Origin of the sequence: Pseudomonas sp. IT-347P (assembly GCF_949768005.1) — a bacterium.
GTDB lineage: Bacteria > Pseudomonadota > Gammaproteobacteria > Pseudomonadales > Pseudomonadaceae > Aquipseudomonas.
The window spans coordinates 1-13518 of sequence record NZ_CATKPQ010000008.1 but is presented as its reverse complement, the minus strand read 5'-3'; the positions used below and the strand labels follow the sequence as shown (position 1 = coordinate 13518).

At 58.9% G+C, this 13518-nt stretch carries 13 protein-coding genes; 3 read left to right on the top strand and 10 right to left on the bottom strand.

Features of this window, described 5'->3' with window-relative positions; all coding sequences use genetic code 11:
* Nucleotides 1-113: 113 nt before the first annotated feature.
* Nucleotides 114-569 carry an anti-virulence regulator CigR family protein gene (locus ACM6IV_RS03650; protein ID WP_414868764.1) on the top strand — a complete coding sequence of 152 codons (456 nt, stop codon included), beginning with the start codon at nt 114-116 and terminating at the stop codon, nt 567-569.
* A 47-nt stretch (nt 570-616) separates the two neighbouring features.
* Here the strand turns inward: ACM6IV_RS03650 and ACM6IV_RS03645 are convergent, their stop codons facing one another.
* From ACM6IV_RS03645 to ACM6IV_RS03600, 10 genes are all read right to left on the bottom strand, one after another.
* Nucleotides 617-2578 carry a DUF4105 domain-containing protein gene (locus ACM6IV_RS03645; protein WP_414868763.1) on the bottom strand — a complete coding sequence of 654 codons (1962 nt, stop codon included), beginning with the start codon at nt 2576-2578 and terminating at the stop codon, nt 617-619.
* Entirely contained in the window at nt 2575-2895 is a 321-nt protein-coding gene (locus ACM6IV_RS03640; RefSeq protein ID WP_034152281.1) for a DUF2388 domain-containing protein, read from the bottom strand. The genes ACM6IV_RS03645 and ACM6IV_RS03640 overlap by 4 nt, the downstream gene beginning before the upstream one ends.
* Nucleotides 2896-2930: 35 nt before the next feature.
* On the bottom strand, nt 2931-3248 hold the full coding sequence (locus ACM6IV_RS03635) for a DUF2388 domain-containing protein (RefSeq protein WP_414868762.1): 318 nt from the start codon (nt 3246-3248) through the stop codon (nt 2931-2933).
* A gap of 107 nt (nt 3249-3355) precedes the next feature.
* On the bottom strand, nt 3356-3673 hold the full coding sequence (locus tag ACM6IV_RS03630) for a DUF2388 domain-containing protein (RefSeq protein ID WP_414868761.1): 318 nt from the start codon (nt 3671-3673) through the stop codon (nt 3356-3358).
* Nucleotides 3674-4271: 598 nt separating this feature from the next.
* Entirely contained in the window at nt 4272-4487 is a 216-nt protein-coding gene (locus ACM6IV_RS03625; RefSeq protein ID WP_007911656.1) for a DUF1127 domain-containing protein, read from the bottom strand.
* A gap of 321 nt (nt 4488-4808) precedes the next feature.
* A complete protein-coding gene (locus ACM6IV_RS03620) occupies nt 4809-6302 on the bottom strand; it encodes an acetyl-CoA hydrolase/transferase family protein (RefSeq protein ID WP_414868760.1) in 1494 nt (497 codons plus the stop codon).
* Nucleotides 6303-6516: 214 nt separating this feature from the next.
* Nucleotides 6517-7950: an NAD(P)(+) transhydrogenase (Re/Si-specific) subunit beta gene (locus ACM6IV_RS03615; protein ID WP_103306483.1), complete on the bottom strand. Its 1434-nt coding sequence runs from the start codon at nt 7948-7950 to the stop codon at nt 6517-6519.
* Nucleotides 7950-8270 carry an NAD(P) transhydrogenase subunit alpha gene (locus tag ACM6IV_RS03610; RefSeq protein WP_003187417.1) on the bottom strand — a complete coding sequence of 107 codons (321 nt, stop codon included), beginning with the start codon at nt 8268-8270 and terminating at the stop codon, nt 7950-7952. Before ACM6IV_RS03610 ends, ACM6IV_RS03615 begins: the two co-directional genes overlap by 1 nt.
* A gap of 15 nt (nt 8271-8285) precedes the next feature.
* Nucleotides 8286-9407, bottom strand: a complete 1122-nt coding sequence (locus ACM6IV_RS03605; protein WP_414868759.1) for a Re/Si-specific NAD(P)(+) transhydrogenase subunit alpha — start codon at nt 9405-9407, stop codon at nt 8286-8288.
* Nucleotides 9408-9841: 434 nt separating this feature from the next.
* A complete protein-coding gene (locus tag ACM6IV_RS03600; protein WP_414868758.1) occupies nt 9842-10741 on the bottom strand; it encodes a LysR family transcriptional regulator in 900 nt (299 codons plus the stop codon).
* A 158-nt stretch (nt 10742-10899) separates the two neighbouring features.
* Here ACM6IV_RS03600 and ACM6IV_RS03595 point away from each other — a divergent pair, with 158 nt between their 5' ends.
* Both ACM6IV_RS03595 and ACM6IV_RS03590 read left to right on the top strand, forming a co-directional pair.
* Nucleotides 10900-12081: an acyl-CoA dehydrogenase gene (locus ACM6IV_RS03595; RefSeq protein ID WP_007953903.1), complete on the top strand. Its 1182-nt coding sequence runs from the start codon at nt 10900-10902 to the stop codon at nt 12079-12081.
* A gap of 13 nt (nt 12082-12094) precedes the next feature.
* A complete protein-coding gene (locus ACM6IV_RS03590; RefSeq protein WP_414868757.1) occupies nt 12095-13315 on the top strand; it encodes a CaiB/BaiF CoA transferase family protein in 1221 nt (406 codons plus the stop codon).
* The last annotated feature ends 203 nt before the right edge of the window (nt 13316-13518 follow it).

Sequence of the window (13518 nt, the reverse complement as noted above, 5' to 3'; positions counted from 1 at the left end):
TCCTGATACAGAGGAATTAGCGCCTCGCGGCAAAGACTAAACGAGCAAGACCGAGGGCTTCAGAACATCGTTCTGAGGCCCTTTTTGCTGTTTGTGCCGTGAGGAAAGACCCGATGAAAATGCCGAAACGTCTGATTGCCGGGCTGGGCGTGCTGATGATCAGTGCGACACCGCTGCTGGCCAGCGCCGACCCGCGCGATGATCACGACCACGGCGGCCCGCCACAGGGCCATTACGATAACCGTGGCGACAATCACGGTGACGACCACCGTGGCCCACACAATGAGCACCGTGGCGGCCCGCCGCCCCATGACTTCGGGCCTGTACGCCAGACCATTCGTGATAATCATGGCTACTTCGTACGCGGTGCGCCGCCGCCTCCCGGGATTCATCTGGAGCGTGGCCGGCCGTTGCCGCACGGCTATTACGGCGAGCGTCTGGATAATCGGGCGTTAGGTCGTTTGCCGGTGTATCCGGGCTACGAATGGCGCCGGGCGGGGGGCGACATTGTGCTGATCGCGGTGGGCACCGGGATCGTTTATGAAATTCTGGACGGGGTTTTGTACTGATCTGCAGGCAATAAAAAAGATCGCAGCCAATGGCTGCGATCTTTTTTTCAGGGCAACTCCAGTCCGCCGGAGGCCTTGTGCAGTTTGCGCAGATGCGCGCCAATCTGCTTCACATTCTCCTCACTGGCCGCAATCTCCGCGGCGCGCTTGGGCTCCAGCAACTTGCGCACTTCGGCGTCCAGATCACCGGACAGTGCCAACAGCTTCTTCTGCCGCTGACTGCTCTCTGCTTCGAGTCGACTGAACTCGGCCGGCTGTGGCAGTCCGTACCCCTTGGAATCGAGCAGTTCCGCCGGACGACTGAGGAACCCGCTGTTGGCGAGGATTTCCTGCAAGGTCGCGTTGGCCTTGTCCATGCCGCCGTTTTCGAGCTCGCGTGCGCCGAGGTAACGCTGTTTGACCTCATCCTGGGCCAGCAGCAATTGCCGCCGATAACTGGCTTGTTCCAACAGCAGGAGTGCGGCGCTGGTACGAAGGTCGGCGCGTTCGAACCACTCTCGGCGCTCTTCGGCCGACAGCGAAAGCCATTCCTCGACGGTGTTCTGTTTGATTGGCAATTGCTTCTTCAGCACATCGAACATTGCCTGATAGCGATCGCGGAACGAGTCGAAGCGGTAGCCGAGACGCAACGCTTCTTTCGGATCATCCAGCACACTGGTATCCGCCAGACCACGGCCCTTCATCACTTCCAGCAAGCCGTTGGGCATGATGCTGTCCAGACCCACGAACTGTGTGTTGTTGCTGCCGCTGCGCAACAGCTTCAAGCCTTCCACCGCACAGTTGTTGGAAAGGAAAAAGTAGTTGCCGTCGTAGCTCCAGTGCATTTCGGCAGCGTGTTCGACCACGCCTTCGATCTCGTCGCGTGACAGATTCAGCGGCACCGAGGCGAGGCTGCGCAGTTCAGTCTTGGTGTATTCATCGATGACCTGCGCTAGCGGGAGGACGAACAGGCGTGACGGGTATTTGCCGACCAGTCCGTCCCAGCTCGACAGCTGTACATCGCCGACAAAGGCGCGGTAGGACAGCACCAGATGCTGATCGAGGTCGAGCCGGCAATCCGGCCCACGCGGTCGACCCGGCGCGCAGATCACCAGGCGCAACATGCTGTGGCCCCAGCGGCTGACCCAGTTCTGATTGGCTTCGGCCAGCAGATAGTCGACGGCATAGACTCGTTCCGGATCGACTTGCCCCAGAGGTTGCTTGGCGAAGTCATTGCCGGCATTGAGGAACGAGAAGGTCTTGCTGCAGGCGTCCCTGGCCGGCGGCGCCCAGCCGAAGTGTTGCTGGTAATAGCGATACAGCGCCGGGCGGCGGCAGGCGTAGCTCGGGTCGAGGAGGAAGTACTCCATGTTGACCGCGACGAATTCCTTGGGGCTGGAGATCTCGTACAAGTCCGGGCTACGGGCGATCTGCCGGTTGTGCTGTTCGCGTTCACCACGGCGACCGACGTATTGCTGCCAACCGGCGAGATCGAGCAGGCGCGGGTCATCGCTGAGGGTGAAACGCCGGCCGTTCTGGCCGCGACATTCATCGGGGATACCGACCAGCCCGGCGCTGTTGAAACGTCGGCTGCAGCGCTGGATCAGCGTGCGCTCGGCACTCGGCCACAGGCGCGCGCGATCATAAATGTGGGTGATTTCGTGCAGCACCGTTGCGAGCAGTTCCTGACGCACAGTGCCGTGGGGGCGGTTGGTTTTTTCTTTGGCTGCACTGCCGTCAGTAAGACTGCCGAGCAGTTTGCGGTTCAGATCGAGTTCGGCGACCAGCGTGGCCTGGCCGTAGGCGTTGCCGGGCATGTCGTCGGTCCAGCCGACATCGATGCGTCGGTCCAGCCGTTCGATGAAGCTCGGCGGCAGCTTTTGCATCGCCTCATCGATGAGCGCCTGGCTGGCCTGTTGTTGGGCGGGGCTCAGACCGTCGGTCTTGAGCCGCAGTTGCAGGCCGGCGTGGGCGCTGTTGCCAAGCAGCAACAACGCCCCGGCCAGCAGCCAGGTGCCGAGTGACTTCACAGTGCGAGGATGGCTTCGGCGAGCACCTGATCACTGGCGTCGCGTGCTTCCGGCACACGAGTGCGCAAAGTGTTGAGGGCGGCTTCAAGGTGCGCGCCACGGATATCGCCATTGGATGCTACGAAACTGGCGGCGTCGTCATGGGCTTCGCGGATGATTTTCGAGTCGCGAATCGACGTCGTGGTGTCAGACGTGAAATCGATGGTGCGCTGGGAAGCGCGAACGATGATGTTACTGGTGGCTACCAGGGTGTGCGCCTGGGCCACGTCGGCCAACAAAAACAGGCCAAGGGCGGCAGCAATCAGCGGGCTACGCATGGAACGACTCCGGAAGGGCAAGGGTTACGGGATAACTATTGGACGAGAATTGCCTCTGCCAGTTCAAGATCGCTGGCATGAAGTTTCGGTCGGGTTTTGCGCAGGTAATGCAGCGCGGATTCCAGACGAGCACCTCGCCATTCACCGTCACTGGCAACGAACGCTGCCGCGTCATCATGGGCGGCGAGCAGCAGTTTACGGTCGAAAGGCGCAGAAGACACCATGCTGGTGGCATAACCGCTGACGACACTGCTTTGCGTCGACAGGTTGAACGCATCAAAGGCATTCGCCGACATCGTCCAGCAGGCCGTCAACAGAACAGAAGGGAAGAGCAGATTTGAAAGAAAACGCATGAGACTCGGTAATGGTTAGCGAGCCCAAAGGCTAGCGCAATGCCCGGACCAGAGCCAGCGCCGAAACATCGGGACACGACCCGCGTGTCCCGAACTGTACCGGTCGCTTAGATCGTCAGGATGGCCTGAGCCAATTGTGCGTCGGTGGCTTGCAGCTGTGGCGCCTGATGGCGAATGTGATCCAGCGCGCTTTCCAGCTTCACCCCACGGATTTCGCCTTCACTTGCCACGAAGCTGGCCGCGTCGTCGCGAGCGGCGAGAACGATTTTGTCGTCACGGAACGACGAGGTGACGTCGGAGGTGGCATCGGATGAGGATTTCAGGGCACCGACAACGGCGTCGGTGGTCACGATGAAACTGGTGGCGCTGGCATTGGCAGCCACGGCCAGCAGGGCGGCAGCACTGAGCAGACGAAGACGGGTCATGGTGTAACTCCTGTGGATAAACCGTATTGAGAGGTGGCTCGGTATCTGAGGAGTCAGACGCCACTTGCACAGCATTCGCCACGTTCTGTTTGGATATTAGGCTTGCTTTGCGAGATTCGCACAGTGGGCAGAATGCTAGCGCGAGGAGGGTTTATCCGGTTCATGGAAGCACTCGGTGTGGCTAAGGCCTCGACTGGCGAGATCCCGACCCTGCAGTTGAGCCAGTAAACGCCGGGCTGTGCCCGTTCCACGCGCCGGCAAAAGGGGCGGCGGAGGCGCCACAGAGCGTTGCACCGCGTGACCAGGTGTCTTTAGATTTTGAAACATTCTGTAAGTCATTCATAACGTGTCCCCTGTACCGGTCACGGTGCACGGAGACGTTGCGCCGTTGAGGCGCCGAAGGTGCATGTACACTGATTAAATTGTACTGGTTGATATCTTCATGCTGCGAACTGTACCTGTTGGTGGTCTCGGCATCCATATCGTGGTTTCCCAAAGCCAAAAACGACAAAACCCGTCGTGGTTCCCCACGACGGGTTTTGTTTGTTCAATTCGGGTTGCTGGCGGTGGGTCTAACGACCAGAGCCAGCGACGCTACTTAGCGCCAGAACGGCTTGCTCAGCTCTTCGTAGCGTTGTGCTTCGCTGATACCGGCGTCAGCCAGCAGACGCGAATCCAGACGAGCCAGTTGATGGCGGCTGGAGATGCGGCGCTGCCACAACATCAGGTTGGCGATAACGCGCAGAGGCAGGGAAGCCTGGGTGTTTACAGCTTTGTCTTCGAAGAACAGTTCGGAACTGAGTGTACGTTCCATGGTTGACATCCTTCCGCTTGTGGCGGGATCAGGTAGTGGTTTGACTGGTGCCCATGATCCTCTCGTTTGCCAAGTCTCTCTAGATACAGTTCAGCTGTATTGTGAGTGACCAGTTAACTGTTTATAGGGGGTGTACGGGTCAAAATTGAGCAAACTGTACCTGTCTGCACTCAAGTAGTGCGTTTTAGCTCAATTAAGCTGAGAAGGTAGGCGATCACTGTAGGAAAAGACCGGTACAGCAGTACAGTTTTTGTCAGGTGGAACGTTTGCCAAAGATCGCTGATGCAAACTGTGTTTGCATCAGCGGTTTATCTGTGTGAATTACACGGCGAGCATGCGACCGGTTTCTTCCAGGTTCATGTGCCAGCTCAACGCTTCACGCAGGATATGCGGGGTGTGACCACCGATTGCACAGGCAGAAGTGAAGTAATCATTCAGCGCCTGACGGAAGTCCGGGTGCACACAGTTATCGATGATCACTCGCGCACGTTCCCGTGGCGCCAGACCCCGCAGGTCGGCCAGACCCACTTCGGTCACCAGAATGTCGACGTCATGCTCGGTGTGGTCAACGTGGCTGACCATCGGTACTACGCTGGAAATCGCGCCACCCTTGGCGATCGATTTGGTCACGAAGACCGCCAGGTGCGCGTTGCGTGCGAAATCGCCGGAACCACCGATGCCGTTCATCATCCGCGTGCCGCAGACGTGGGTCGAGTTGACGTTGCCGTAGATGTCGAACTCCAGCGCCGTGTTGATGCCGATGATGCCCAGCCGACGCACCACTTCCGGGTGGTTGGAGATCTCCTGCGGCCGCAGCACCAGTTTGTCCTTGTATTTCTCCAGATTGCCGAACACATCGCTGTTGCGCCGCTCCGAGAGGGTGATCGAGCTGCCCGAGGCGAAGCTCAGCTTGCCGGCATCGATCAGGTCGAAGGTCGAATCCTGCAACACTTCGGAGTACATGGTCAGGTCTTCGAACGGCGAATCGATCAGGCCGCACATCACCGCGTTGGCAATGTTGCCGATCCCCGCCTGCAACGGGCCCAGTTTGTTGGTCATGCGCCCGGCATCGACTTCCTGCTTGAAGAAGGTGATCAGGTGCGCGGCGATGGCGTTGGTATCGACATCCGGGGTTGACACCGTGGACGGCGAGTCCGCCTGCTGGGTGATAACGATGGCGACAATCTTCTCCGGCGGAATCGGAATCGCGGTGCTGCCGATGCGGTCGTCGACTTTTACCAGCGGGATCGGCGTGCGCGTCGGGCGATAGGTCGGGATATAGATGTCATGCAGGCCTTCGAGGTTGGCGTTGTGCGCTAGGTTGATCTCGACGATCACCTGTTTGGCGAAAATCGCAAAACTCGCCGAGTTGCCCACCGAGGTGGTCGGCACGATATGACCTTGTTCAGTGATGGCCACAGCCTCAATCACTGCGATATCCGGCAGCTTCAGTTGCTGGTTGCGCAGTTGCTCGACGGTTTCCGACAAGTGCTGGTCGATGAACATGACTTCGCCGGCATTGATTGCCTTGCGCAGGGTGCTGTCGACCTGGAACGGCATGCGTCGCGACAGTACGCCGGCTTCGGTCAGTTGTTTGTCCAGATCATTGCCGAGGCTGGCGCCGGTCATCAGGCTGATCTTCAGCGGCGTGACCTTGGCCCGCTCGGCCAATGCGTGGGGAACGGCTTTGGCTTCGCCGGCGCGGGTGAAGCCGCTCATGCCGACGGTCATGCCGTCCTCAATCAGAGCGGCGGCGTCGGCAGCGCTCATCACTTTATCCAACAACGAAGGCAGGCGAATACGGTCACGGTACATGGATTATTATCTCGGGCAACGAGTAGCAGGATGCGCAGTCTAGTGAATTTGACGGGCGCCTGTCCCGCTACCAAGGTCGCAAACGAGGCGTCTATTTAGCGGGTTTCAAGTAAAACACCGTTACCGGATCCGCAACAACGCGGCAAATTGTCCGGCGTTTTGCGCAAACAAAAACGCCCCGACGAGTCGGGGCGTTCGGTCTTGCAGCGGGGAATTACTCGACCGCTTTGACCATGTCTTCGATGACTTTCTTCGCGTCGCCGAACACCATCATGGTCTTGTCCAGATAGAACAGTTCGTTGTCCAGACCGGCGTAACCGCTGGCCATCGAGCGCTTGTTGACGATGATGGTCTTGGCCTTGAATGCTTCGAGAATCGGCATGCCGGCAATCGGCGACTTCGGATCGTTCTTGGCGGCCGGGTTGACCACGTCGTTCGCGCCGAGCACCAGCACCACGTCGGCCTGGCCGAACTCGGAGTTGATGTCTTCCATCTCGAACACCTGGTCGTAAGGCACTTCGGCCTCGGCGAGCAGGACGTTCATATGGCCAGGCATACGGCCGGCCACCGGGTGGATCGCATACTTCACGGTTACACCACGGTGGGTCAGCTTCTCGGTCAGTTCTTTCAATGCATGTTGCGCACGCGCCACTGCCAGACCGTAGCCCGGCACGATGATCACGGTGTCGGCGTTGGTCAGCAGGAAGGTTGCATCGTCAGCCGAACCGGATTTCACCGGGCGGGCTTCTTTCGCACCGGCCGGGCCCGCATCGGCCGTGTTGCCGAAACCGCCGAGCAGTACATTAAAGAAGGAACGGTTCATCGCCTTGCACATGATGTACGAGAGAATCGCACCGCTCGAGCCCACCAGGGAACCGGCAATGATCAACATCGAGTTGTTCAGCGAGAAACCGATACCCGCCGCCGCCCAGCCCGAGTAGCTGTTGAGCATCGACACCACGACTGGCATGTCGGCACCGCCGATCGGGATGATGATCAGCACGCCCATCACGAACGCCAGCGCCAGCATCAGCGCGAACGCAGTGAGGTTGCCGGTGAACATGAACGTCAGACCGAGTGCCAGCGTCGCCAGACCCAACACTGCGTTGAGCTTGTGCTGACCGGCAAACTGTACCGGCGCGCCCTGGAACAGACGGAACTTGTACTTGCCCGACAGCTTGCCGAAGGCAATCACCGAACCGGAGAAGGTGATTGCACCGATCGCCGCACCGAGGAACAGCTCCAGACGGTTGCCCGCCGGAATCGAGTCGCCCAGCTGTTTAACGATACCCAGCGATTGCGGCTCAACCACTGCCGCGATGGCAATGAACACGGCCGCGAGGCCGATCATGCTGTGCATGAAGGCGACCAGTTCCGGCATTTTGGTCATTTCAACGCGTTTGGCCATGATCGAACCGGCGGTGCCACCGATCAGCAGGCCAACGATGACGTAACCGATACCCGCGGTTGCCAGCTCGGCGCCCAGCTTATAGATGAGGCCGACGGTGGTCAGGATCGCCAACGCCATGCCGAGCATGCCGAACAGGTTGCCGCGGCGCGAGGTGGTCGGGTGCGACAGGCCTTTGAGGGCCTGGATAAAGCAGATCGACGCGATCAGGTAGAGCGTCGTGACGAGATTCATGCTCATTACTTCGGCGCCTCTTCTTTTACTTTCGGGGCTTTCTTCTTGAACATCTCAAGCATGCGGCGGGTGACCAGGAAGCCACCGAACACGTTGACCGCAGCCAGCGCCACCGCAAGGGTGCCCATGGTTTTACCCAGCGGCGTGACGGTCAGTGCGGCGGCAAGCATGGCGCCGACGATCACGATCGCGGAGATGGCGTTGGTCACCGCCATCAATGGCGTGTGCAGCGCAGGTGTAACGTTCCAGACCACGTGGTAACCGACATAAATCGCCAGCACGAAGATGATCAGGTTGTAGATACCGGGGGAGATAAGCTCTTCCATCGTCTGAATCCCTGCTTAGGCGTTTTTGCGGATGACTTGGCCGTCGCGGCACATCAGGCACGCGGCGACGATGTCGTCTTCGAGGTTGACGTCGAACTGGCCTTCTTTGGTGAACACCAGCTTGAGGAAGTCCAGCAGGTTGCGCGCATACAGTGCCGAGGCGTCTGCAGCGACTTCGCCGGCCAGATTGGTCGGGCCACAAATGGTTACGCCATTCTCGACCACGACCTGATCAGCCACGGTCAGCGGGCAGTTACCACCCTGAGCCGCTGCGAGGTCGATGACCACCGAGCCCGGTTTCATCTGGGCCACGGTCTCCGCGCTCAACAGCGTCGGCGCCTTGCGGCCCGGAATCAGCGCGGTGGTAATGACGATGTCAGCTTGTTTGGCGCGCTCGTGCACGGCCTGGGCCTGACGCTGCATCCAGCTCGCCGGCATTGGCCGCGCGTAACCGCCAACACCAACAGCGCATTCGCGCTCTTCATCGGTCTCGTAAGGCACGTCGACGAACTTGGCGCCGAGGGATTCGATCTGTTCCTTGACGGCCGGACGTACGTCGGACGCTTCGATTACCGCACCCAGACGTTTCGCCGTGGCAATCGCCTGCAACCCGGCCACACCCGCGCCGAGAATCAATACGCGCGCCGCTTTCACGGTGCCCGCAGCGGTCATCAACATAGGCATGAAACGTGGATAGTGGTGCGCAGCAAGCAACACCGCCTTATAGCCGGCAATGTTCGCCTGCGACGACAACACATCGAGACTCTGCGCGCGCGAGGTGCGCGGCGCGGCTTCGAGGGCGAACGCGGTAATGCCGCACTCGGCCATCTTCGCGATGGTCTCGTTGTTGAACGGGTTGAGCATGCCCACCAGCACCGTACCGCGCTTGATCAGCGTCAGTTCGGTATCGCTTGGTGCGACCACTTTGAGAATCAGCTCGGCGCCAAACGCATCATTGGCACTGCCAATGGTTGCGCCTGCCGCTTCATAGGCACTGTCGACAACGCTGGCTTTAACGCCGGCGCCGGTTTGCACAGTGACCTTATGACCTTGGCTGATCAGCTTTTTAATGGTTTCCGGGGTTGCAGCAACCCGTGTTTCACCGGTCTGGGTTTCGAGAGGAACACCAATGTGCACGTCAAATCTCCTGCGTGATCTTATTGAGTAAACCCATGCACTACGGATGGTGCGACTGGGGCGGCCGATCAGCACGATCCCGCCAAATCAGGGCGGGGCGCGGCATTTTGCAGGCGAACTTTATGCCCTTCAAGGGATTATGACGGGTGACGGAAAATTAACTACAAGTCATCCCGTGACCGAATGTCGCAGATGGCCAGTTGAATCCCTTGCAGGCCGTGCCTTACAAGGATTCTGGCCGAATATGGAAAAATTTCTCATTGGTGGCGTGAATAGACAGTAATGCGTCGTCCATGAAGGCTCAAAGCCACGTCGTCAGGCGCTTCTGGGACGTCTGTACGACTTTCGGATACAGTCAGCGAAATTGCGACAAATAGTTATATCTGTAGGGCTTTGTTTTTCCTGACTACGAGGTTAGATATTGCTGTAAGCCTTTATCCTTCTAGGCTGTAGCTCTGTGCCTGGTTTACCAGCCAGTCGCGAAAAGCCTTTAATGACGCTGATTCGACCTTTCGCTCAGGAATCATCAGGTAATAGGCCTTGATGCTGGAGAGTGCTTGGGGGTTGGCGACCACCAGGCGTTTCTCGGCCAGCTCACGCTGAATCAGGAACGGCGGAATCAGCGCAATGCCCATGTCGTGCATCGCTGCCTGGGCCAGCATGGAGAATAGCTCGTAGCGCGGGCCTGTCATGTCGCGGGGAATATTCAGGTGTTGCGAGTTGAACCACTGGCGCCAGGCGTAGGGGCGGGTGGTTTGCTGCAGCAGCGGCAGTTCGGCGATGGCTTCGGCGGTCAGATGCGTCTCGTTGCCAAGTAGGGCGGGGCTGCACACCGGCATCGGATTCTCTCCCATCAGTCTGTGGGATTCGGTACCTGACCAATCGGCATCGCCGAAGTAGATCGCGGCGTCGAATTCGGTATCAGCAAACAGAAAGGGCCGGGTGCGGTTGGTCAGGTTGACCGTGACTTCCGGGTGCTTGAGCTGGAAATCCTTGAGCCGTGGCAGTAGCCATTGAGTACCGAAGGTCGGCACCACCGCCAATTCGATCACGTTGATGCCTTGCTGGCCCATCACTGACAGCGTGTCGCGCTCGACCGCATCGAGTTGCGTCGCGACCCGGCGGCTGTAGGAAAGTCCTGCTTCTGTCAGTTTCACTCCGCGCCGCGAGCGTCGGAACAGTTCCACACTGAGAAACTCCTCAAGGCTGGCGATCTGTCGGCAAATGGCGCCTTGAGTGAGGGAAAGTTCTTCGGCGGCCCGGGTAAAGCTCTCGTGGCGCGCGGCGGCTTCGAAACTGATCAGGGCGGTGGTGCTGGGGATCTTCCTGCGCATGTACGTCAACCTCACTAATGCGCCGCATAAAAGGCATTTGGCGACGTTTCGGAGTGAGAAATTAGCACAACAGGATGCGAAATCCTCGTTTGCCGCGCCAGCGAACGACGCCTAGGATCAATCCCACGTTAATTCAGCCGATTTGCGAGGACACACTCATGGGCGGTAAAGCTAGCTTCAATTGGATCGATCCCCTGCTGCTGGATCAGCAACTCACTGAAGAAGAGCGCATGATCCGCGACACCGCCGAGCAGTTCGCTCAACAGAGCCTCGCACCGCGTGTTCTTGAAGCCTTCCGCCATGAGAAAACCGACCCGGCGATCTTCCGCGAAATGGGCGAAGTCGGCCTGTTGGGCGCGACCATCCCTGAGCAATACGGAGGCAGCGGACTTAACTATGTCAGCTACGGCCTGATCGCCCGTGAGGTCGAGCGTGTCGACTCCGGCTACCGCTCGATGATGAGCGTGCAGTCGTCGCTGGTGATGGTGCCGATCAACGAATTCGGTACTGAAGCGCAGAAACAGAAGTACCTGCCGAAACTGGCGTCTGGCGAGTGGATTGGCTGCTTCGGTTTGACTGAGCCAAACCACGGTTCGGATCCAGGCGCGATGATTACCCGTGCACGTAAGGTCGACGGCGGCTATAGCCTGACTGGCGCGAAAATGTGGATCACCAACAGCCCGATCGCCGATGTGTTCGTGGTCTGGGCCAAAGACGATGCCGGCGACATCCGTGGCTTCGTCCTGGAAAAAGGCTGGAAAGGCCTGAGTGCTCCGGCGATTCACGGCAAGGTCGGTCTGCGCGCGTCGATCACCGGTGAGATCGTCATGGACAACGTATTCGTGCCGGAAGAGAACATCTTCCCGGACGTGCGTGGCCTGAAAGGTCCGTTCACCTGCCTCAACTCGGCGCGTTATGGCATTTCCTGGGGGGCACTGGGCGCCGCCGAGTTCTGCTGGCACACCGCTCGTCAGTACACCCTGGATCGTCAGCAGTTCGGTCGGCCATTGGCCGCTACTCAACTGATCCAGAAGAAGCTGGCCGACATGCAGACCGAAATCACCCTGGCTCTGCAAGGCTGCCTGCGTCTGGGTCGTATGAAGGATGAAGGCACTGCTGCGGTCGAGATCACTTCGATCATGAAGCGCAACTCGTGCGGCAAGTCGCTGGATATCGCGCGTATGGCTCGCGACATGCTCGGTGGTAACGGCATCTCCGATGAGTTCGGCGTGGCCCGTCATCTGGTCAACCTGGAAGTGGTGAATACCTATGAAGGTACCCACGACGTCCACGCGTTGATCCTCGGGCGTGCGCAAACCGGTCTGCAGGCGTTCTATTAATAGGAGAGCGACCATGGGCGCACTGTCGCATCTGCGGGTACTGGATTTATCGCGGGTATTGGCCGGACCGTGGGCCGGGCAGATCCTCGCCGATCTTGGCGCCGAGGTGATCAAGGTCGAGCGCCCGGGCAATGGTGACGACACTCGCGCCTGGGGCCCGCCCTTCCTTAAAGACGCTTATGGCGAGAACACTTCGGAGGCCGCTTATTACCTGTCGGCCAACCGCAACAAGCAATCGGTGACTATCGACTTCACGCGTCCCGAGGGCCAGAGGCTGGTGCGTGAGCTGGCGGCAAAGTCGGACATTCTCATCGAGAACTTCAAGGTCGGCGGGCTCGCGGCTTACGGCCTGGATTATGAGTCGCTGAAGGCGATCAATCCGGATCTGATTTACTGCTCGATCACCGGTTTTGGCCAGACCGGGCCATATGCCAAACGCGCGGGCTACGACTTTATGATTCAGGGGCTGGGCGGACTGATGAGTCTGACCGGTCGACCTGAGGGGGATGAGGGGGCCGGGCCGGTGAAGGTCGGTGTGGCGTTGACGGACATTCTCACTGGTCTGTATTCGACAGTGGCGATCCTCGCGGCACTGGCGCACCGCGATCATGACGGTGGTGGTCAGCACATTGATATGGCGTTGCTCGATGTACAGGTGGCGTGTCTGGCTAACCAGGCGATGAACTACCTGACAACGGGCAATGCACCGAAGCGCTTGGGCAATGCGCATCCGAACATTGTGCCTTATCAGGATTTTCCTACGGCCGATGGTGATTTCATTCTCACGGTTGGTAACGACGGGCAGTTCCGCAAGTTCGCCGAAGTGGCGGGGCAGCCGCAGTGGGCGGATGATCCGCGCTTCGCGACCAATAAGCTGCGGGTGGCTAACCGCGCGGAACTGATTCCGTTGATTCGTCAGGCCACCGTGTTCAAGACGACTGCCGAATGGGTTGCTCAGCTGGAGCAGGCGGGCGTTCCGTGTGGCCCGATCAACGATCTGTCGCAGGTATTCGAAGATCCTCAGGTTAAAGCACGTGGATTGTCGATAGAGATGCCGCATGCGTTGGCGGGGACGGTGCCTCAGGTGGCCAGCCCTATTCGGTTGTCGCAGACGCCAGTCGAGTATCGTCGAGCGCCACCCTTATTGGGCGAGCATACGCTGGATGTTTTGCAGCGGGTGCTGGGGATAGGTGCGGGTGCGGTGGCTGATTTGAAGGCGGCTGGAGTGATCTAGACATTTCTTCTATATAGCGACGCAGCATTTGCTTCCTATATAGAGAAGCGTTTGAACATTTTCTAGCAAATCTGCAAGTGATTGAAAGAAAAGCGCAATTAACGGTTGACGGCAGATTTCAGATGTCTATAATTCGCCCCACTTCCGGCGCAGTCGAAACGGAAAACTCCTTGAGATTCAATGAGTTATGCAGGTTTCGATAG